The sequence below is a fragment of the [Flexibacter] sp. ATCC 35208 genome (assembly GCF_001975825.1).
GTDB lineage: Bacteria > Bacteroidota > Bacteroidia > Chitinophagales > Chitinophagaceae > Chitinophaga.
This window is the reverse complement of the sequence record NZ_MTKN01000083.1, coordinates 1-22485: the sequence shown is the minus strand read 5'-3', so window position 1 is coordinate 22485 and position 22485 is coordinate 1. Positions and strand designations below refer to the sequence as shown.

Here is a 22485-nt window from a genome sequence, read left to right as displayed (position 1 = left end):
GGAAGGGCATCAACTTATAACAAAAAACAGGAACCATATTTCAAATGAACGAAGTTTATATTACAAGGCTCTCTAAATTTCTGCCGAATGAGCCTGTTGGAAATGATGAAATGGAAAACATTCTAGGACTGGTTGATGGGAAACCTTCCCGTGCCAGACTGAGAGTTCTTGGAAATAACAAGATCAAAACCCGTTACTATTCGCTGGATAAGGATGGTAAATCGACCCATTCCAATGCTGAAATGACGGCCGAAGCTGTAAAGGGGCTTTTTGATGATAAATTTCCGATCAATAAAATGCAGGTATTAGCCTGTGGTACTACCTCGCCTGATCAGCTGTTGCCTAACCATGCTGCTATGGTTCATGGTCTGCTGAAATGTCAGCCGGTAGAACTGATCGCTGCTACTGGCGCTTGTGCTGCCGGTATGCAGGCTTTTAAATATGCCTGGATGTCCATTAAATGTGGCAACTCTGCAAACGCTGTGAGCACTGGTTCCGAAAAATTCTCCAGCTGGATGCTGTCAGCGAAATTCGAACCGGAAACTGACCGTGTGAAATTGATAGATAATAATCCAATCATCGCCTTTGAAAAGGATTTCCTCCGCTGGATGCTCTCCGATGGCGCCAGTGCAGCCCTGTTCCAGAATAAACCAAATGAAACCGGCCTCTCCCTGCGCGTAGATTGGGTGGAGATCGCTTCTTATGCCAATGAACTGGAAACCTGTATGTATGCCGGTGCCGTTAAAAACGAAGACGGTACTACCAAAGGCTGGATCGATATGACACCGGAAGAATGGGCACAGGATAGCGTGTTCTCCTTCAAACAGGATACCCGCCTGCTGGGCAAAAACATCGTACCATCCGGTGCACAAATGTGGAAAGAACTGGTGGAAAAATACAATTTAGACCTGGATAAGCTGGATTACTTCCTGCCTCACCTGTCTTCTGAATTCTTCCGCTTTAAAATTGATGAGGAAATTACACGTCTGGGTGTACCTATCCCGCAGGAAAAATGGTTTACTAACCTGGTGAAAGTAGGAAACGTAGGTACAGCTTCTCCTTACTTCATGCTCGAAGAACTGATGAATACCGGCATGCTGAAGAAAGGACAGACAATCGTAATGATGGTTCCTGAAAGTGCGCGTTTCTCTTATGCGTATGCGCACCTGACAGTTGTATAATTTTCATTTTCATAAAAGCCATTGAAAAAATCGCTTCCGCCCGCGGCTGAAGCGATTTTTTTCCATAATCAAACACCTGTCAAATGAAAAAAGAAGAAGTTCCCCAGGATGGCAATAATATGCATGATGGGAAATTTAAACAGCTTTTTTACGCAACAGATGATGCAGGCGCATATGTACCAGTAACCAGTGTAGGCTGGGAACCCGAAAACATTGCCATGCAACAGGCATGGGAAGAAGTGAATGCAAAAATAGAAGAAGCCCACAAGGCCATGCAGGCTGGAGAAGTCAGCCCTATTTTGTACTACATGGAAAAGACCATCATGGATCTTCCCCTCTTGGCCAGTTATGTGAATAAGTTCCAATGGCAGGTGAAACGCCACCTGAAACCTGCTGTATTCAGGAAACTGAATGATGATACTTTAAGAAAATATGCTGCCGCTTTCAAAATAAGCCTGGAAGAATTAAAAAAGGCTGGCCAGTAATTTATACCAATCTATATGAGCGATATTCAGTTCAACCACGTGCAAACAGCACATTGTGAGTGTGGGGTGATTTCAAATATTTTCCGTTTCTATGGTCTTGAGATTAGCGAACCTATGGCTCTGGGCATCGGCGCCGGTCTCTTTTTCGGACACCTGCCTTTCGTGAAGGTAAACGGTGTACCCGGTACCACCTATCGCGTAGTACCCGGCGCCATCTTCAGCAGAGTGTGCAAAAGATTGGGTGTGAAAATGGAATCACATACTTTTTCCAGCGTGGAAAAAGCAACGGCTGAACTGGACAAGGTATTGGAGAGTGGCATGCCTGTAGGCCTGCAGAGTGGTGTATATTACCTGCCTTACTTTCCTCCTTCCTACCGTTTTCACTTCAATGCACATAACCTCGTGATCTATGGAAAGAAAGACGGGAACTATCTCGTCAGCGATCCTATCATGGAACACGTAACAGTAATAGATCCGGCAAGCCTGGCGGAAGCCCGCTTTGCAAAAGGCTTTCCGGCACCCAAAGGAAAAATGTATTACCCCGTGGTAGTACCCAAAGAAGTCAACTTTGCAGCACCTATCAAAGCAGGTATCAAACAAACCTGTAGCGATATGCTCAATATTCCTTTACCCTGGTTTGGTGTAAAAGGTATTCGCTTTCTGGCAAAAAGACTACGTAATTATCCGGAGAAAGTGGGAGAAAGAAGAGCCACTCTCTACCTGGGAAACATCATCCGCATGCAGGAAGAAATTGGTACCGGTGGTGCCGGCTTCCGCTTTATGTATGCCGCATTCTTACAGGAAGCTGCAGGCATCCTGAAAAGAGATGACCTGAGCCAGATGGCCCAGGAACTGACAGCCGTTGGCGACATCTGGAGAAACTTTGCCTTTACTGCCGGCAGAGTATGTAAAAGCAGAACCACCAACGGAAATGGTTATGCCGAACTGAGTGACCTGATGATGCAATGCGCAGCTTCGGAAGAAGTGTTCTTCAGGAAACTGGCAGCCTTGAAACTTTAATTGAAATTATGACCAGCATACTTGTACAGGATCTGCATAAAACCTATAAAGGTGCGTTGGAACCATCATTGAAAGGGTTATCATTCAGCTTTGAAAAAGGTATGATCACCGGCCTCTTAGGCCCTAACGGTGCTGGTAAAACAACAACCATCTCTATTTTATGCGGACTGGTAAGTGCTGACAGCGGACTGGTAAAGATCTTCGACCTGCCCCAGACCGCTGCACACAGGGAAGAAATAAAGAAATTAATCGGTATCGTACCACAGCAGATTGCCTTGTTTCCCCAACTGACAGCTATTGAAAACCTGGAATACTTCGGTAACCTGTATGGATTGAAAGGAAAACCACTGCGCAGCCGTATCGACGAATACCTCCGGATCTTCGGCCTCGAACAGAACGGAAACAAAGCCGTACACCGCTATTCAGGTGGTATGAAAAGACGCGCCAACATTATCGCAGCTATCCTGCATCAGCCACAACTGCTGATACTCGATGAACCGACTGCGGGTGTGGATGTACAGTCGAGAAGCATGATCCTGCAATTCCTGCGCGACTACAATGCACAGGGCGCAAGCATCGTATATACTTCACACCTGCTCGATGAAGCACAGACCATTTGCCAGGAAGTGGCGATCATCGACGAAGGCAGACTGATTGTACAGGGAACGCCGGCACACCTGATTGCACAACATTCGGACTGCGGGCACCTGGAAGATGTTTTTTTACATTATACCGGTCATGCGGTAAGAGATTAATAGAATTTGATGTTAAGGCTATTAGCTACCATAAAAAAAGAATGGCTGTTGCTGCTGCGTGACAGAACAGGTTTGGCCCTGCTATTTGCCATGCCTGTCGTGCTCATTACGGTGATGGCTTTGATAGAAGATGCACCATTCAGAGACTACCAGGAACTGAAGTTTGACATACTGACTGTTGACAACGATCATGGTCGCTTAGGCAAATATATCAGGGAAGGATTGGAGCATACCGGCCAGTTCAAAGTTATCGATACACTAAATGGACAACCGGTACAGGAAGCACAGGCGCTGGAAAGAGTGAATGCAGGTGATTACAAAATTTGTATCATCATACCACAGGGCGCTACAGGTGCCATCGTGAGCAATGCGAATCGCATCGTAAATGACCTGTCCAAAAGAATGGGCGTACCTGCAATATTGCCGGTGAGCCTGCGCAAAGATTCACTGAATGTATTGGTATATTTTGATCCTGCTTCCAAGAAGGCATTCAAGAGTGCTATTCATCAGGCAATCGATAATTTCCTGACACAGGTAGAAACAGATCTGCTGTTGGAAAGGATCAAACAGCAATTGAAAAATAAAGATATCGCACAACAGGATTCCATGGTGATCCAGTTGAAGGCCGTAGGGCTGAAAGAGCAGCTCACAGGACCTTCGCAACAACTGGATGTGATCTCCAATTCAGTGCAGCACAATGTACCGGCATGGAGTATTTTTGCCATGTTCTTTATCGCCATACCCATAGGTGGGCATATGATACGTGAGCGGGAAGAAGGAAGTCTGGTACGTGTACGATTGATACCCGGATCTTTCCTGGATATCCTTGGGGGTAAACTGTTATTCTTTATGGCAGTGACCGTGGTGCAGTTTTACCTGATGATGATGGTAGGTATTTATTTGCTGCCATTATTTGGATTACCCAAACTGATGATGGGCAATAGTTACCTGGCTACCTTCATCATCGCAGTGAGCATCGGTTTGGCGGCCACAGCATATGGTATACTGGTCGGTACGGTGTTTAAAACACCTAACCAGGCACTGAATTTCGGAGCAATTTCAATAGTCATCTTGTCCGCGATAGGGGGCATCTGGATACCACTGGAAATCATGCCGGCAAAAATGCAGCTAATCGGGCATTTATCTCCACTCAGTTGGGGATTGGATGCCATCAATGATATCTACCTCCGTAATCAGGGTGTACAACACATCTGGTTACATGTAGGAAAACTGATCGCCTGTGCCGTACTCATGCTGTGTATAGCAGCAGGTGTGGAGCAAAGAAGGATGAGCTGATGGGGATTATTAAATGTAAAACAGTATTTTTACGGCCACTTGGCAACAAAATTGCTTTAGAGGCTTAGCTTTCCAAATAAAATAAGAGAGTATAAACCTACGACTACTATGGAAGATTTAAAACAGAAATTGAAAGTACAGATTATTGAGGCGCTGAACCTGCAGGATACCCGTCCTGAAGATATTGATGACAATGCACCATTGTTCGGAGACGGTTTAGGACTGGACAGTATTGATTCACTGGAACTGATGGTATTGCTGGAAAGATATTATCACATCAAGGTAGAAGATCCTCGCGAAGGCAGAAAGATCCTGCAGTCTGTACAATCTATGGCTGAATTCATTCAATCCAAACAACCCGCGTAAGCAGGTATGGCGGAGCGTGTATTGATAACAGGCCTTGGAATGGTGACAGCCATTGGCGATGATGTAGCAGGCAATTTGAAAAGCCTGCGCATGCAGCAGAGTGGTGTTGGTTTTACACAACATATAGACACTATTTACAAGGATATCCTGCCAGTAGCAGAGGTCAGACATTCAACTGCGGCCTTGCAGCAAATGGCAGTTGTGGCAGGTAAGGACGGGTATACCCGTACTACCCTGCTGGGCCTGATCGCTATGCGCGAAGCACTGGCTGATGCAGGTATTGCAGATGCCAGTGATGAACCAACTGGTTTTATCAATGCATCGACCGTAGGAGGGATGTGCGACACAGAGAAAGTATATTTCGATGTGATCAACCCTGAGAAAGAAGGAGATTTTTTACAGTATATCGATACGCTGGATTGTGCAGACTGTACACAGCGCATAGCAGATACAGTGGGTATCAATGAATACATCGCTACCATCAGTACTGCATGTTCTTCTTCTGCCAATGCACTGATGTTTGGTGCACGCCTCATCAAAGCAGGACTGGTACGCCGTGTGATCTGTGGTGGTACTGAAGCCCTGACCCGCTTTACCCTGAATGGTTTCAACTCACTCAAGAATATTGATAAGCAACATTGCCGTCCTTTCGATCAGCACCGTAATGGGCTGAACCTGGGCGAAGGTGCTGCATACCTGGTGCTCGAATGTGAATCATTGGTCAAAGAACGCAATGCCCATGTAAAAGCAGAACTGAAAGGATATGCAAATACCAACGAAGCATTTCATCCTACAGCGCCTTCACCAGAAGGTGATGGTGCATTTGCAGCCATGCAACAGGCTTTGGCTTTGGGTGGTGTAGCACCGGACAATGTTCAATATGTAAACGTACATGGTACCGCTACCCTGAGCAACGACCTCGCTGAAGGCCACGCATTACAAAGATTGTTTGGCGATAAAGTGCCCCCGTTCAGTAGTACGAAACCCTTTACAGGACACACGCTGGCGGCAGCAGGCGGTATCGAAGCGATCTATGCGGTATTGGCCATTCAACACGCTGTAATTTTTCCCAACCTTCATTTCTCAGAGAAAATGGAGGAATTAAATATCACACCGGAAACTCAGTTGAAAGAAGGAGTACCGGTATCCAACGTTATTTCCAACTCATTCGGTTTCGGAGGCAACAATGCTTCTCTGCTGATCAGCAAATATGAAGGATAAATACTACATACAAGGCATGTCGGCTATCTCGCCGCAACACTCTTTTGGAGAGGATATATTTTCTCAACCACTGGTTACAGTGCAGGAGAATGTATTTGCATGTGTGGAACCAGACTATCGTAATTTCATGCCACCGAATAGTATACGCCGCATGACGCGTATATTGAAAGTAGGATTGACAGCAGCGCTGCAATGTATGCAGAACGCGGGTGTCGCAGTACCCGGTGCAATTGTGACAGGTACGGGAAAAGGAAGTTTGTCTGATACAGAACGTTTCCTGAAAGAGATCAGGGAGTACAAAGAAACTGCACTGAATGCAACACCATTCATTCAATCCACCTACAATGCAGTAAATGGATTGATTGCATTACAACAGAAATGTACGCAGTACAACAACACATTTGTACATCGCGGTTTTTCATTTGAAAATGCACTGCTGGATGGTATGTTGTTAATATCAGAAGGTAATAAGAATATACTGATCGGTGCATTTGAAGAAATCACAGCAGAGCACTTTTACATCAAGAGCAGGATCGGATGCTGGAAGAAAGAAAAGATCTCCAGCGATGAATTGTACAGTCATCCTACACCAGGTACGATATCAGGAGAAGGAGCTGCATTCTTTGTATTGTCCGATACCCCCGGTTATGCACAGTTAGCAGGAATGAAGATGGTGTATAAACCAAAGGAATCTTACCTCCAAAAGTTTTTATCCTCTCACCACTTAAGTCTCGAAGACATCGATCTCGTCATCAGCGGTCGTAATGGAGACAGCAACTTCGATCATTATTATGATGGGCTGCCAAAAGAGTTGCCATTCAAACATCTCTGTGGTGAATACGATACTGCTGGCGCATTTGCACTCTGGTTGGGTGCACAAATATTAAAGGCCCAGCAAATACCTGCTCATTGGTTTCCCATGGTGCAGGTACCGACCGGACCTTATAAGAATATTCTTATTTACAATCACTTCTTTGGAGAGCAACACGTCTACATGCTGCTAACCCTGAATACCGGATATCTCAAATAACCCGGTTCTCCATAAATCGAATGTTCATATACAAAATGTAATTGCGCATCTGCACTATTGGCAAATGTGCTGTCTGTTTTTTTCTTCTCATCAATCAGCTGCCGCAACTCCGGATGCCTGCTTATATATGCTGCTGCTGTATCTTCAAACACATAAGGAGAATAACCTTCTTTTGGTGTAAGAATCGCATCAAAGAAATTCCATGCAAAGAAAGAATCACCACCTGTAGGTTCTAATGTTTCGATCAGATAACGGTTCGCAGACTGGTTCATTGGAATATAATAATCCCCTTTTCTGAAATGAATGCTATCGTGGGTAGTAGTTACTTTTACATGATTGTGCAAATAGTGTCCTTCAAAAGGTCGTAACGCCGTTTTGAAATCAGCAATATGATACACTTCCACAGCAATCGTCGTATCATGTGCAAGCGTGCGCATCATCACCTTATTGTTCTTCAGAATATTCAACACATTCCACCAGCCCTGTGGTATAATATAAGCCGTTGGTTTCTGCACAAAGTTTTCTGCAGTAACGTAATTATAGAATTTCACCTGTTTCTCAAAAGGCCTGGAGCGATCATAATACAACCTTGGCAAACCAGAAATTTCACTTGGTTGATGCCCAGCCTCATACCCCTTGAAATTGATATAAGAAAACCGGGTGGTATCCACATTCCATTCCAGTGCAAACTCTTTTTGTGTTTTCACTGACTCCTTTGTTTTATCTCTTAATGCTTTTATCTCCTCACCATGCACACTTACAAAACTGATAAATGACTCCATCAATGCATAAGTCGCAGCTACCCTTTGCGGATAAGGCTTGAGCATATGTGTCTCCGGCACAAACCCAAATGTGGAGAACAAAGTAGTATACCCACTGGAAAAACGGGGCACATCCGCAAAAGTCATCCATCCATTTTCAGGCGTTTCTCCAAAATGATTTACATAAGGCACCAGGTCATATCCCTTTTCCTTCATCAGTTTATACAATCCCGGTTCAAAGTTATTGTGCATAAACTCGCCCATGACACCGCCCAGTTTGTTATATTCTGTACTCAGCAAAGTCATCACATGCTGGTAGTCCGCTCCATTGCTCACATGATTATCAATAAACACATCCGGATCAGTCAGCTGATATATAGTTTGGAAAGTGAAGCTGTTCCTTGAATCAGTTTTAATAAAATCCCTGTTCAGATCCAGGTTCCTTGCATTTCCTCTTGAGCCAAAAGCAGCGGGTCCATTCTGGTCTACCCTGAAATATTCACTGCGGTTCAGTGCGCCGCCAATATTATAAAGCGGAATAACAGCCAGCACTACATTAGCCGGTAATTTCTTTTTCCCCTGCGCCAGATCTCTCAACAGCATCATACTGGCATCCACACCATCCGGTTCACCGGGGTGTATTCCATTATTAATCAATATAATACGCTTGTTTTTCCGGTGCAGACTGGGAAAATTGAAATCTCCATCAGCTGAATAGATCACCAAATGGAGGGGAACCCCGGCATCCGTATTCCCGATCTCCAGCATACTGATCTGTGGATAACGCTGATCTAATTTCTTATAGTAGGCGATCACTTCCCCATAAGTAGCAGTTTCTTTTCCCTGGGTAAGTTCAAATCGGGTGGTAAAATCCTGGGCATACAAAGTTGAAGCCCCGAAGATGGTCAGTAGGGCAAGGATTATTCTCATAATTAGGACGACTTTGGTTGACTTAAATTAAAAACAAACAGCCCTTCCTGTTTTACAGGAAGAGCTGTTCTTCAATATTTTAATCTGAAAGAGCTTAAGCCAGTGTGTTCACTTTCTTAGAAAGTTTGCTCTTCAGGTTGGCAGCTTTATTCTTGTGAATAATATTGCGTTTAGCCAACTTGTCGATCATAGAGATCACGTCAGACAGTTTTTCGCCAGCAGCAGCTTTCTCTTCCAATTTCTTCAGGTCGCGGATTGCGTTACGGGTAGTTTTACCGTAGTAACGGTTACGCTCATTTCTCGCTTTGCTTTGACGAACGTCTTTTTTCGTTGCTTTATGGTTTGCCATTTTTCTAATTTCAAGTTTCGGACTGCAAAGGTAGGGATTACTTTTTTACAAACAAAATAAAAACACTCCTAATGAGGATTTTTTATTCTAAACGAGTTGATTGCACCATTCCAAAAGCGCCCGGAGTATGCCCCTTTGCCGCTGCTAACCCCGATCTTCATTATTCATTTTTACGTATATCATTTTTCCATTTTTTTTCACAAAAGAAGAACGATATTTGCAAACCCATATATTATATATGGGTGCATTCAACAGAATAGCAATTTGAATCGAAGCTTTAGCAAAACTCGTTGTAAATGAAGGACTTCTCATTTGTTACCAACTCACATCCTGCCTACATTGAATCTTTATACCAGGATTACCGAAAAGACCCTGGTGCTGTTGACCCGGAATGGGGCAAGTTTTTTGAGGGGTTTGACTTCGCGGTAAACAATGTAAATGGCAAGGCGCCGGGTGCGGGAGCTCCGGTTAGCAGTGATCAGTTAACAAAAGAGCTGAACGTTTACAGGCTGATACAGGCGTATCGCAAAAAAGGTCACCTTATCTCGAAAACTAATCCAATCCGGGAACGTAAAGATCGTCAGGCCAACTTAGATATCTCTTTTTTCGGACTCTCCGATGCCGATCTAAAGACTGAATTCTACATCGGCCAGGAACTGGGTTTAGGGAAAACCAGCCTTGAAAATATTGTCAGCCGGTTAAAACAGGTCTATACTTCTGCAGTAGGTCTGGAATACGCTTACGTGAATGATGCAAAAAAAGTAGAATGGCTGCAGCGCGAAATGGAGACCACCCTGCAAAGAGCACTCACACTGGAACAGCGTAAACGCATTCTCCACAAGCTGAACCAGGGCGTTATCTTCGAAAAATTCCTTCACACAAAATATATAGGTCAGAAGCGTTTTGGTCTGGAAGGTGGTGAAAACACTATTCCTGCACTGGATGCCATCATCAATACTGCTGCCGGCGAAGGTGTTCAGGAAGCAGTGATCGGTATGGCACACAGAGGTCGTCTGAACGTACTGGCAAATATCTTAGGTAAAACTTATGAGCAGATCTTCAACGAATTTGAAGGTCATGCCGTACCAGACCTCACCATGGGTAGCGGTGACGTGAAGTACCACCTGGGCTTCCGCTCTATCGTTGACACCCCGGGCGGTGAAAAAGTTAACCTCCAGTTGCTCCCTAACCCTTCTCACCTGGAAGTGGTAGATCCACTGGTGACTGGTTTTGCCCGTAGTAAGGCCGACGTAATTTATAATAGTGATTATGACAAAATCCTGCCTATCCTCATCCATGGTGATGCTGCGGTAGCTGGTCAGGGTGTTATATATGAGCTCATCCAGATGAGCAACCTGAAAGGGTATTATACCGGTGGTACCATGCACCTGGTGATCAACAACCAGATTGGGTTCACTACCGACTTCGACGATGCCCGCTCTTCTGACTACTGTACTTCAATCGCTTCTACTGTTCAGGCGCCTGTATTCCATGTAAATGGCGACGATGCGGAAGCTGTAGTAAAGGTATCAGAGATCGCAGCCCGCTACCGTCAGGAGTTCAACTCCGATATTTTCATTGACCTGTTGTGCTACCGCAGACATGGCCATAACGAAGGTGATGAGCCTAAGTTTACCCAGCCCAGCCTGTATGCACTGATCGATAAGCACCCTAACCCTCGCGAAGTGTACACCCAGTACCTCCTGCAAAACGGAGAATCTGAAGTACAGGACCTGGCGAAGGAAATGGAAAAAGGCTTCTGGGCACAATTGCAGGAACGCCTGGACGAGGTAAGACAGCACCCGCTGCCTTATACTTACCAGAAACCTGAACAATGGTGGCAGGAACTCCGCAAATCCAGGCCGGAAGATTTCGATGCTTCTCCGGTTACAGCAGTAAAAGAAGAAGACGTGAGAAGGCTGATCGGCCGCCTCATGACATGGCCAAAGGAATTTGTGCCACTGCGTAAAGTTGAAAAACTGCTGCAGGATAAGATCAAACTGTATGAAACAGAAGGTAAAGTAGACTGGGCTACCGGCGAATTGCTGGCTTACGCCTCGCTGCTGAGCGAAGGTAGAGACATCCGTATGAGCGGTGAAGACGTGAAGAGAGGTACATTCTCCCACCGTCACGCCATCCTGACCGATGAAAATACCAACGCTACTTACAGCCGTCTGGGTTCTTTACAGGACAAACAAGGTTCATTCCGTATCTATAACTCCCTGCTGAGTGAATTTGCTGTACTGGGATTTGAATATGGCTATGCAATGGCCAATCCAAATTCACTGGTGATCTGGGAAGCGCAATATGGTGACTTTGCTAACGGTGCGCAGACAGTCATCGACCAGTATATTACCAGTGCAGAGCAAAAGTGGACCAATCAGAATGGTATGGTCATGCTGCTGCCTCATGGTTATGAAGGCGGTGGACCAGACCACTCCAATGCACGTCCTGAGCGTTTCCTGCAGTCATGTGCTGAATACAACATCATCGTTACAAATATCACTACTGCTGCGAACTTCTTCCATGCGCTGCGCCGCCAGCTGACCTGGCAGTTCCGTAAGCCACTGGTGAACTTCTCACCAAAAGCGAACTTAAGGCACGTAGGTTCTTACTCCCCAATCTCCGCATTCACGGAAGGTGGATTCAGGGAAGTACTGGACGATGAATTTGTAGACGATGCATCAAGAGTGAAGAAGGTATTGCTGTGTACCGGTAAAATCTACTTCGAACTGGCTGAAAAGCAGGCGAAGGATAACCGTAAGGATGTAGCGATCGTACGCCTGGAGCAATTGTACCCGCTGCCAGCCGTGCAGCTGGAAGCGCTGAACCAGAAGTACAAAGCTGCCACCTGGTTCTGGGTACAGGAAGAGCCCCTGAACATGGGTGCTGCTTCTTACCTGCAAATGAACCTGAAACAGATCAACTATGGCGTGATCAGTCGCAATCCAAGCGCTGCTACCGCTACTGGTTATGCTAAGGTGCATGCACGCGAACAGCTCGAGATAATTGAAACAGCATTTAACATATAGGGAAGTTTAGAACAAGTGAAGAAATTCACTTTATACAAATCGCACACAGAAATTAGAAATATGGCTATCGAAATCAAAGTTCCTACGGTAGGAGAATCTATTAGCGAGGTAACAATTGCAAAGTGGTTGAAGAAAGACGGTGATTATGTGCAACAGGATGAAGTGATCTGTGAAATGGAATCTGAAAAAGCCACCTTTGAATTAAACGCAGAGAAGGCAGGTATCCTGAAGATAGCTGCTCCTGAAGGTGCTACATTGAAAATTGGAGATGTGGCCTGTACAATTGATACAGATGCGGCTGCCCCTGCGGCAACTGCACCAGCTGCTGCGGCAGCGCCAGCTCCTGAAGCCCCTGCGGCACCTGTAGCGGAAGCTGCACCTGCTGCCCCGGCTGTAAATAAAGGAACGATTGAGATGAAGGTGCCAACTGTGGGAGAATCTATCAGTGAGGTTACTTTGATCAAATGGATAAAGAAAGAAGGTGAATACGTAGAGCGTGATGAAGTGATCTGCGAACTGGAATCAGAGAAAGCTACTTTCGAACTGAATGCAGAAGAAGCAGGTGCACTGATCACCCTGGGTAAAGAAGGCGATGTACTGAAAGTAGGCGATCCTATCGCTAAGATCGATACCAGCGTAGGCCGTCCTGCAGGTAAAGCACAACCAGCTGCTGCTGCAACTGCGCCACAAGCTGCACCACAGGTACAGAATGCTCCTGTCACCGCTATTCCTAACGATGTGAAAACTACACCTGTAGCTGCTGCTGTTATCGCTGATTCTCATGTAGATCCGGCTACCATCAAAGGTACCGGCGCTCACGGCAAGATCAAGAAAGGCGATGTACTGGCTGCATTACAGAACCCAGGCGTAGCACTGGATCAGGAACTGTTCACCCGCGGCGAACGTCGTGAAAAGATGAGCAACCTGCGTAAGACAGTTTCCCGCCGTCTGGTAGAAGCTAAGAACACCACTGCCATGCTCACCACTTTCAACGAAGTGGACATGACTAACATCATGGAGCTGCGCGCTAAATACAAAGAAGTGTTCAAGAAACAACATGAGGTGAACCTGGGCTTTATGAGCTTCTTCACCAAAGCTTGTTGCTTTGCACTGAAAGAATTCCCTGCTGTAAATGGTTACATCGATGGGGAAGAACTGGTGTACCACGAATACTGTGATGTATCTATCGCAGTTTCTGCACCTAAGGGTCTGGTTGTACCGGTTATCCGCAATGCAGAGAGCCTGGATATGGCACAGATCGAGAAAAAAGTAGTGGAACTGGCTACCAAAGCACGCGATAGCAAACTGACTATGGATGAAATGACCGGTGGTACCTTCACCATCACCAATGGTGGTGTGTTTGGTTCTCTCATGAGTACACCAATCATCAACATTCCTCAGTCTGCAATCCTGGGTATGCACAAAATCCAGGATCGCCCAATGGCAGTGAACGGTCAGGTAGTAATCCGTCCGATGATGTACATTGCGCTGAGCTACGATCACCGTATCATCGATGGTCGTGAGTCTGTAAGCTTCCTGGTACGTGTCAAGGAAATGCTGGAAAATCCTGAACAACTGCTGTTCGGTAAAGATCCACTGAAAGCATTACTGAAACTCTAACTTAGTTTTTTATAAGCCTTTGGCAAAACGCTCAATGCTGCTTTTAAGGGCATTGAGCGTTTTGCTTTTTTATATGATGTGATATGACCCGATGGGAGAATTATTTAGCGGCCGCTGAAAAAGTGATAGCGGAATATGATGGAGGATTGCCTTTGCATCATTTCCTGAAAGGTTTTTTTAAGCAGCATCCTTATATGGGAAGCCGCGATAGACGGCATATTTCACAACTGGTGTATGCTTATTACCGGTTGGGTTATCTGTATAAAGAGGAAATGTCCGTGCAGGATAGGATCCAGATTGGTTTGCATTTATGCAAGGCAGAGGAATCGGAAAACTTCGCCATTCCAGCTCCTGCAGATATACCTTTGGATAATATCTTTCCCTTTAAAGCCGCGCTTTCTCCCGATATAGATCCTGTCGGTTTTTCCCGGTCATTTCTGAAGCAGCCGTTTTTATTTATTCGTACCCGCAAAGGCAAACAGGACGCAATAAAAAAGCTGCTGCAACGCGCAGAGATCACCTTCGAAGAATGGGGACCAACCACCCTCGCATTGCCAAACAGCACAAAGATCGATACGATCGTCACCGATAAAAGCTGGTACGAAATCCAGGATGCTTCCTCCCAACAGGTAGGTCATCTCTTCCATCCAAAACCGGGTGAACAATGGTGGGATAGCTGTGCGGCCAGCGGAGGGAAATCCATCTTATTATTGGATCAGGAACCAAAGGTAAAACTCATGGTAAGCGATGTGCGCCCCTCCATTATTTCAAATCTGCACATGCGCTTCAAAGAAGCAGGTATCAGGGATTACACCAGTATGGTCATGGACCTGACAGCCCCTATCGCCCTCGAACGTCGCTTCGATAATATCATTTTAGATGCACCTTGTTCCGGCTCCGGTACGTGGGAACGTACACCAGAAAACCTCTCTTTCTTCAGGGAGGAACAGATCAAAGAATACCAACAATTACAACAAACTATCGCAGGCAACGTAGTGAAACTATTGAAGCCGGGTGGATCATTAATTTATATCACCTGCTCTGTATTCCGTCAGGAAAATGAAGATGTCGTCGCTCATGTAGAAAATACGACAGGCTTGAAAAAGCAGGAGGGAGGTGTCATTGCCGGCTATGAAAAAGGCGCTGATAGCATGTTTGCTGTGCGCCTGGCATAAAAAAGGGGTTTGCCGTCAGGCAAACCCCTTTTTATAAAATTATAGACTTCGCTGTATAATACCTCCGGCAATCACATCATCCCCCTCATAAAATACTGCCGATTGTCCCGGTGCAATCCCCTTCACATTTCCATAAAAGTTCACCTTCACTTTTCCATCTACATTATACAAATTACTCAGCGCTCCCTTATCCTTATACCGGATCTTGGTGATCGCCTCCATTCCTTCCGGAATATGATCGTACTTAATATAATTAATCCCCGCTACCAGGGTCTCCGTTCTATTCAACTCTTCCTCATCGCCCAACACAACGGTATTCGTTTCTGGTATAATCTCCGTCACATAGATCGGCCTTCCCAGTGCAATATCCAACCCTTTACGCTGACCAATGGTATAAAAAGGATACCCTTTATGGTGTCCTACAATCGTACCATCACTCAATACAAAGTTGCCACCATTCACCTGTTCTTCCAATCCATCCACACGACGTTTCAGGAACCCACGATAGTCATTATCCGGTACAAAACAGATCTCATAGCTCTCCGCCTTTTTCGCCAGTTCAGGATACCCGAAATCTTCCGCCATCTGGCGGATCTCGGTCTTCCTGTATTGACCTAAAGGCAAAATAGTCCGTGCCAATACATCCTGCTCCAATCCCCAAAGTACATAACTCTGGTCCTTCAGCTCATCCAGCCCTTTACTCAGCACCCAACGGTTATTCTCTTCACGAATTTTTGCGTAATGCCCTGTAGCAATAAAAGCACAATCCATCGCATCTGCCCGTTTCATGAGCGCCCGCCATTTTATATGCGTATTGCACAGCACGCACGGGTTCGGCGTGCGTCCGGCCATATATTCCTCGACGAAGTTGTTGATGACGTAGTCGCCAAATTCTTCCCGGATGTCCAGGACGAAGTGGGGGAAGCCGTGATGTACAGCCGCAGCCCGTGCGTCATTAAAAGAATCCAGGTTACAACACCCGGTTTCTTTCTTACTGGAGCCGGCAGAAGCGTAATCCCAGGTTTTCATGGTGATACCCACCACTTCATAACCCTGCTCGTGTAGCATCAGGGCGGTCACGGTACTATCAATACCGCCGCTCATTGCTACCAGCACTTTGCCATGTCTGCTCATTATTGTGTATTTAAGAATGCAAAATTACAGAAAAAGAGGGGGAACGGATAGATCGATTTTTTTCGATTTGTAAATTACCTGTCTGCGGGGTGTAAAAAAATTAAAACAAATTCCCGGATTTCCCTAAATTTAAACATGTTACCAACATTAAATAAAGCATATTTACTGCAACACCCGGAATTGGGTGTCACCGAGCGCTACTTTACCTTCCCGGAGAAGATCCTCCAGTTCGGTACCGGCGTGCTTTTACGTGGCCTCGTCGACTACCTCGTTGACAAAGCCAACAAAGCCGGCCAGTTCGAAGGAAGGATCGTAGTCGTAAAATCCACGGACGGAGAAACTACCGAATTTACTTCACAAGACAATCTCTTCACCACCCACATCAAGGGCGTAGCCCAGGGGGAATTGGTGGATCAACAGCTAATAAACGCTTCTATTAGCCGTGTTTTGCAATCGAATGCAGAATGGAACGAAATACTAAAAACCGTCCACCAGCCTGCATTACAGATTATTATCTCCAATACCACCGAAGTCGGCATTCAGTACGTTCCTGAAAAGATTGAAGGCATTGTCCCGGTATCCTACCCCGGCAAGTTACTGGCCGTACTCTGGGAGCGCTATCAGTGTTTCAAAGGCGCCTCCCATACCGGTTTTGTGATCGTACCTACCGAATTAGTGGTGAACAATGGAAACTTATTAAAGGACACCGTCCTGAAACTGGCTGCTTACAATGACATGCCAGCTGAATTCCAGACCTGGATCGCGGCCAATAACAGCTTCTGCAACTCCCTTGTGGACAGGATCGTTCCCGGCAAACCAAAGGAACTGCCACCTGCAGGGTATACAGACCAACTCTGGATCAATGCAGAACCTTTCCTGCTCTGGGCTATCGAAGGCGATGCCCCCATCGCCAAAATCCTCAATTTCCACAAGGCCGATGCCCGCATGCTCATTACTCCTGATATCACACCTTACAGAGAGCAGAAGTTGCGCATCCTGAATGGTAGTCACACCGTTTCAGTGCCATTAGGTTACCTGAGAGGACTGAATACCGTGTATGAATGTATGGAAGACCCTTACATGCGTGCATTTTTCAGAACAGTGGTCATCGACGAAATACTGCCTACAATTAAAGATACCTGCCCACAGGCGCCATTATTTGCAGAAGATGTGCTGGACAGATTTGCCAATCCATCTATTGCACATAAGCTACTGAGCATTACCTTCCAGGAGAGCAGTAAGATGAATGCCCGCAACGTGCGCACTTTTGTAAGGTATTATGAGCAGCAGGGCAAAGTACCACCCGCTATGTGTCAGGGTTTTGCCGCCATGATCCTGTTCCTTCGCCCGGCGAAGCAGGAAAATGGCCAGTACTTTGGTGTAAGAGGTACAGAATATTATCAGATCACCGACGACCGCGCAGCCATCTTTGCCGGTTATTGGCAACAGTATAACGATATTCCACAACTGGTAAAAGCCATCAGTGCCGATACCTCATTGTGGGAAGCTGACCTGTCAGCATTGTCCGGGTTCACAACAGCAGTGGCAGGACATTTACAGGAAATGTTGGAGAATCAAGCAGCGTTAATTAAGTAATTCTAGTTATGAAGGCTTTTATGGATGCTGATTTCCTGTTGAAAACGGAAACAGCTAAGCGGTTATTCCACGATTATGCAAAAGAGATGCCTATCATCGATTATCATAATCACTTACCACCAGATGAAATAGCAAATAACCGGCAGTTTGAAAGCCTTACAGCTATCTGGCTCAAAGGCGATCATTACAAATGGAGAGCCATGCGCGCAAACGGTGTAGCAGAGCAATTCGTGACCGGTGATGCCGATGACCTGACCAAATTCAAACACTGGGCAGCCACCGTACCTTATACCATGCGCAATCCCCTGTACCACTGGACCCATATGGAGTTGCAAACCCCCTTTGGTGTAAAGCAGTTACTGGATGCTTCCAATGCTGACTGGGTGTACAACCATTGCAATGAACAACTCCCACACTGGCGTACACAGACCCTGCTCAAACATTTCAAAGTCACGACGCTCTGCACTACAGATGATCCCTGTGATAACCTGGAGCATCATACAGCGATCAGACAATCTGGTTTCGACATTCATGTATTGCCTACTTTCCGCCCCGATAAGGCGATAGCGGTTGAAGATGCACAAGCATTCAACGCCTACGCCGATAAGCTGGGAATGGTAGCTAATATGCCCACAGGCAACTATCACCAGTTTATGGAAGCATTGCGCAGCAGACATGATTATTTTCATGAAGCCGGCGGCCGCCTCTCTGATCATGGTATCAGTACATTTTACAACACGGCATTTACGGCCACTGAGCTCGAAACCATCTACACCAAACTGAGAGCAGGGAAAGAAATCAGCACAGCAGAAGCCTTACAATTCAAAACTGGTACCCTCCACCTGATCTGTGAATGGAATCATGAAAGAGGTTGGGTACAGCAATTTCACGTAGGGGCGATCCGGAATAACAATAGCCGTCTCGTACAGCAAATTGGCGCTGATGCAGGAGTTGATTCTATCGGTGACTGGCAGGTAGCTATCGCGATGTCCGGTTTCCTGGATGGCCTTGACAAGAAAAATAAATTAACTAAAACTGTCGTATACAACCTGAACCCTTCTTATAACGAAGTGTTTGCGACCATGGCTGGCAACTTCCAGGATGGCACAGTACCTGGAAAAATACAATTTGGCTCCGGCTGGTGGTTCCTGGATCAGAAAGATGGTATGGAAAAACAAATGAACACCCTGAGCAATATGGGCCTGCTAAGTCGTTTTGTAGGTATGCTCACAGATTCAAGAAGTTTCCTTTCCTGGTCACGTCATGAATATTTTCGACGTATTTTGTGTAACCTCCTGGGTGATGATGTGGAAAACGGAGAGTTGCCTGGCGATATCAACTGGTTAGGAAAAATGGTGCAGGATATTTGTTATAATAATGCCAGATCGTATTTTGGATTTTAGTTAACCGAACTATATGAAACCAGTTAAAGTCATTTCCTTTGGAGAAATATTGCTCCGCCTGTCACCACAATGGGAACAGCACAATGCTGCCCTCTATGTAGGAGGTGCGGAAGCCAATGTAGCAGCGGCCCTGGCTAAATGGGGCACATCTGTTGCTTATATCAGCCGTATGCCAGACAATGGTATCGCGCATGAAGTAGAACAACAATTGCAGCATTTAGGTGTCACTACCGATCGTATGATAAGAGGTGGAGACCGCATCGGTATTTATTACCTCGAGCAGGGGAAGGACCTGAAAAATGCAGGCGTGGTATACGACCGTAAATATTCTTCCTTTAGCCTGTTACAACCGGGAACGGTAGATTGGGACAGCCTTTTAGGTGATGCAGAATGGTTCCACTGGAGTGCCCTCACACCCGCCCTGAATGAAGATACCGCCATCATTTGCAAAGAAGTACTGGAAGCTGCTACCCGCAAAGGATTATTCATCTCTACAGATCTCAACTATCGTAGCAGACTATGGCAATATGGAAAACAACCATTCGCTGTCATGCCTGAACTGGTAGCACATTGTGACCTGGTGATGGGCAATATCTGGGCGGCACACACCATGTTGGATACAAACCTGAATACCGTAGCACTGGAAGCCAACAGCAGGGAAGTATACCTGCAACAGGCACATGAAGTCGCCCTGGAAATTACAGAGAAGTTCCCCCGTTGCAAACAAGTGGCATTTACCTATCGTTTCTCGCATGCACCTACCCATAATCTGTATTACGCTACCTGGTATGACAATGGTACACTGAGTGTATCCAAACAATACGAAACCAGTGAAGTGGTAGACAGAGTAGGGAGTGGTGATAGTTTCATGGCAGGATTAATTCATGCCCGTTTAAGTGGTATGGATGCACAGGAAACCATTTCATTTGCCGCAGCCGCAGCATGGTCAAAACTCTTCCTGAAAGGAGATTTTAATTTAACAGACAAAGCAGATATCCTAAAACTGATTTAATATGGCAATAGCCGCATCTACCATAGTCTCAGCTTTCGAGAAAAGCAAGATCATCCCGGTGTTTTATCATGATGATGAAGCCACTTGTATTCAGGTCATGACCGCTTGTTATGCCGCTGGCATCCGGGTGTTTGAATTCACTAACAGGGGAGAACATGCACGTCGCAACTTTGCTGCTATGCGTGATAAAAAACTGGTAGAAATGCCTGATCTGTACCTGGGCATTGGTACCATTAAGAATGCAGAAGAAGCAAAGGCATTTGCAGGTGCCGGTGCTGATTTCATCATCAGTCCGATTACTGATGTAAGTATTGCAGATGCCTGCAAAGAAGCAGACATTGTGTGGGTACCGGGTTGTATGACACCTTCCGAAATAGCTACCGCCGAAAAAACAGGTGCACGTTTCGTAAAACTGTTTCCGGGTAGTCTGTTAGGCCCTGATTATGTCACTGCCATCAAGCCGCTTTTTCCTGACATGAAATTTATGCCGACAGGTGGAGTCGCACCCACCAAAGAAAGTATACAAACCTGGCTGAATGCAGGCGTGGTATGTGTCGGCATGGGTTCAAACTTATTGAACAAAGACCTGATTGCGAAACAGGATTGGGATGGCCTCAAGACCCAATTGTCCAAAGTAGTTGACATCGTAAAAAGTCTGTAAACGTAGCCTGTAAAGAGACAGCGACTAAATTCCTGTCTATTTTGTGCAAACGTTTGCATTATTCGCGCCGGTGTTGTATCTTAATTCCACTTTATAAATTCCAAAATGAAAGGCATGGATTCCACAACTATAGGTAGGTATCGCTGGCGCATTTGTGCGTTATTGTTTTTTGCGACCACCATCAACTATATAGACCGTCAGGTGATTGGTCTGCTCAAGCCCACATTATCTGAGTCTTTTCACTGGACGGAAACAGACTTTGCTCATATCATGACAGCCTTTTCTGCTGCCTATGCCGTTGGTTTATTATTCTTTGGCCGGTTAGTAGATAAGATTGGTACAAAGATGGGGTATATACTTTCCATCGTAGTATGGAGTGTAGCAGCTATCCTACATGCACTGGCCAAAACAACGCTGGGCTTCGGTTTTGCGAGAGTTTTCCTGGGCCTTGGAGAATCGGGTAACTTTCCTGTAGCTATCAAAACAGTGGCTGAGTGGTTCCCTAAAAAGGAAAGGGCGCTGGCTACCGGTATCTTCAATTCAGGGGCCAATATCGGTGCGGTATTAGCACCTATAGTAGTACCCTGGTTAAATGGTAGATATGGCTGGCAACAGGCTTTTATATGGACAGGGGTGATTGGTTTTATCTGGCTCATCTTCTGGGTGATCTGGTACGAAATTCCTGCACGTCATAAACAACTGACACAGGCAGAGTATGACTACATTCACAGTGATGATATTATAGAAGCACCTGTAAAAGATATAGATCCTCATCCCAAAAGTGTATCCTGGAGAAAGCTGTTAAGTATCCGCCAAACCTGGGCATTTGTATTTGGAAAGTTGCTCACAGACCCTATCTGGTGGTTCTTCCTCTTCTGGTTACCATCTTACTTTGCAGACACTTATCATCTCGATTTTACTAAGCCCAATCCGCAGCTGATGCTGATATACACAGCTACCACTATCGGTAGCATCGGCGGTGGTTATTTGTCTTCATGGCTGATAAAAAGAGGCTGGCCAGTATTCAAAGCAAGAAAGACATCGATGTTCATCTTCGCAATCGCAGTCACCCCGGTTATATTTATACAATACGCTACCCACATGTGGGTCGTAGTAGGGCTTATTGCCCTCGCCGCCGCTGCACACCAGGCATGGTCTGCAAACATCTTTACGACTGCCTCGGACATGTTCCCTAAATACGCAGTCAGTTCTGTGGTTGGATTAGGTGGAATGGCAGGATCAGTAGGAGGGAGCTTATTTCCCTTAGTTGTAGGATACTTATTAGATCATTATAAACTATTGGGCAACATCACCACCGGTTACAATATCTTATTCGTAATCTGTGGCTGTATCTACCTTGTAGCATGGCTCATGATGCACATCTTTGCTCCCCGCATGGAGAGCGTTCATTTCGAATAACAAAAAGGCCGCTGCGATAGCGAGGGCACTGAAAAAGTC

At 45.8% G+C, this 22485-nt stretch carries 19 protein-coding genes and 1 pseudogene; 17 read left to right on the top strand and 3 right to left on the bottom strand.

Annotated features, from left to right (window positions below):
* The first annotated feature begins 44 nt into the window (after positions 1-44).
* From BW716_RS31165 to BW716_RS31130, 8 genes are all read left to right on the top strand, one after another.
* Positions 45-1181, top strand: coding sequence for a beta-ketoacyl-ACP synthase III (locus BW716_RS31165; RefSeq protein ID WP_083729966.1), 1137 nt, complete (start codon positions 45-47; stop codon positions 1179-1181).
* 83 nt (positions 1182-1264) lie between these two features.
* Positions 1265-1666 (top strand): hypothetical protein, encoded by a 402-nt coding sequence (locus BW716_RS31160; RefSeq protein ID WP_083729965.1) that lies wholly within the window; start codon positions 1265-1267, stop codon positions 1664-1666.
* Positions 1667-1681: 15 nt separating this feature from the next.
* Positions 1682-2686 carry a BtrH N-terminal domain-containing protein gene (locus BW716_RS31155; protein WP_083729964.1) on the top strand — a complete coding sequence of 335 codons (1005 nt, stop codon included), beginning with the start codon at positions 1682-1684 and terminating at the stop codon, positions 2684-2686.
* Between the two features lie 8 nt (positions 2687-2694).
* Complete coding sequence (locus BW716_RS31150) at positions 2695-3441, top strand: ABC transporter ATP-binding protein (RefSeq protein WP_179091357.1); 747 nt, start codon at positions 2695-2697, stop codon at positions 3439-3441.
* Between the two features lie 9 nt (positions 3442-3450).
* Positions 3451-4737 carry an ABC transporter permease gene (locus BW716_RS31145; RefSeq protein ID WP_083729963.1) on the top strand — a complete coding sequence of 429 codons (1287 nt, stop codon included), beginning with the start codon at positions 3451-3453 and terminating at the stop codon, positions 4735-4737.
* 108 nt (positions 4738-4845) lie between these two features.
* Positions 4846-5103, top strand: a complete 258-nt coding sequence (locus tag BW716_RS31140; protein WP_083729962.1) for a phosphopantetheine-binding protein — start codon at positions 4846-4848, stop codon at positions 5101-5103.
* A gap of 6 nt (positions 5104-5109) precedes the next feature.
* Entirely contained in the window at positions 5110-6324 is a 1215-nt protein-coding gene (locus BW716_RS31135; protein WP_083729961.1) for a beta-ketoacyl-[acyl-carrier-protein] synthase family protein, read from the top strand.
* The gene (locus tag BW716_RS31130; protein ID WP_083729960.1) at positions 6314-7354 is read left to right on the top strand and encodes a beta-ketoacyl synthase chain length factor; all 1041 of its coding nucleotides are present in this window, start codon (positions 6314-6316) and stop codon (positions 7352-7354) included. The genes BW716_RS31135 and BW716_RS31130 overlap by 11 nt, the downstream gene beginning before the upstream one ends.
* Here BW716_RS31130 and BW716_RS31125 read toward each other — a convergent pair.
* Entirely contained in the window at positions 7315-9045 is a 1731-nt protein-coding gene (locus tag BW716_RS31125; protein ID WP_179091356.1) for a M14 family zinc carboxypeptidase, read from the bottom strand. The two genes, BW716_RS31130 and BW716_RS31125, sit on opposite strands and share 40 nt — an antisense overlap.
* Before the next feature lie 94 nt (positions 9046-9139).
* Complete coding sequence (rpsT, locus tag BW716_RS31120) at positions 9140-9394, bottom strand: 30S ribosomal protein S20 (RefSeq protein ID WP_083729958.1); 255 nt, start codon at positions 9392-9394, stop codon at positions 9140-9142.
* A gap of 296 nt (positions 9395-9690) precedes the next feature.
* On the opposite strand from rpsT, the gene BW716_RS31115 reads away from it, so the two are divergent.
* The 4 genes and pseudogenes from BW716_RS31115 (at position 9691) to BW716_RS31105 (ending at position 15221) form a co-directional block, all read left to right on the top strand.
* A complete protein-coding gene (locus BW716_RS31115) occupies positions 9691-12426 on the top strand; it encodes a 2-oxoglutarate dehydrogenase E1 component (RefSeq protein WP_083729957.1) in 2736 nt (911 codons plus the stop codon).
* 60 nt (positions 12427-12486) lie between these two features.
* Positions 12487-12699 (top strand): annotated as a pseudogene (locus tag BW716_RS39255) (biotin/lipoyl-containing protein); the annotation flags it as partial.
* A 141-nt stretch (positions 12700-12840) separates the two neighbouring features.
* Positions 12841-14046 (top strand): 2-oxoglutarate dehydrogenase complex dihydrolipoyllysine-residue succinyltransferase, encoded by a 1206-nt coding sequence (odhB, locus tag BW716_RS31110; RefSeq protein ID WP_368678142.1) that lies wholly within the window; start codon positions 12841-12843, stop codon positions 14044-14046.
* Positions 14047-14129: 83 nt separating this feature from the next.
* A complete protein-coding gene (locus tag BW716_RS31105; protein ID WP_083729955.1) occupies positions 14130-15221 on the top strand; it encodes an RsmB/NOP family class I SAM-dependent RNA methyltransferase in 1092 nt (363 codons plus the stop codon).
* 39 nt (positions 15222-15260) lie between these two features.
* Here BW716_RS31105 and mnmA read toward each other — a convergent pair whose 3' ends face one another.
* A complete protein-coding gene (gene mnmA / locus BW716_RS31100) occupies positions 15261-16355 on the bottom strand; it encodes a tRNA 2-thiouridine(34) synthase MnmA (RefSeq protein ID WP_083729954.1) in 1095 nt (364 codons plus the stop codon).
* A gap of 135 nt (positions 16356-16490) precedes the next feature.
* Here mnmA and BW716_RS31095 point away from each other — a divergent pair, with 135 nt between their 5' ends.
* From BW716_RS31095 to BW716_RS31075, 5 genes are all read left to right on the top strand, one after another.
* The gene (locus BW716_RS31095) at positions 16491-17951 is read left to right on the top strand and encodes a tagaturonate reductase (protein WP_083729953.1); all 1461 of its coding nucleotides are present in this window, start codon (positions 16491-16493) and stop codon (positions 17949-17951) included.
* 8 nt (positions 17952-17959) lie between these two features.
* Entirely contained in the window at positions 17960-19354 is a 1395-nt protein-coding gene (gene uxaC / locus BW716_RS31090) for a glucuronate isomerase (protein WP_083729952.1), read from the top strand.
* Between the two features lie 13 nt (positions 19355-19367).
* Positions 19368-20366 carry a sugar kinase gene (locus BW716_RS31085; RefSeq protein WP_083729951.1) on the top strand — a complete coding sequence of 333 codons (999 nt, stop codon included), beginning with the start codon at positions 19368-19370 and terminating at the stop codon, positions 20364-20366.
* 1 nt (position 20367) lies between these two features.
* On the top strand, positions 20368-21027 hold the full coding sequence (locus BW716_RS31080) for a bifunctional 4-hydroxy-2-oxoglutarate aldolase/2-dehydro-3-deoxy-phosphogluconate aldolase (protein WP_083729950.1): 660 nt from the start codon (positions 20368-20370) through the stop codon (positions 21025-21027).
* A 114-nt stretch (positions 21028-21141) separates the two neighbouring features.
* Positions 21142-22446: an MFS transporter gene (locus tag BW716_RS31075; RefSeq protein ID WP_179091355.1), complete on the top strand. Its 1305-nt coding sequence runs from the start codon at positions 21142-21144 to the stop codon at positions 22444-22446.
* The last annotated feature ends 39 nt before the right edge of the window (positions 22447-22485 follow it).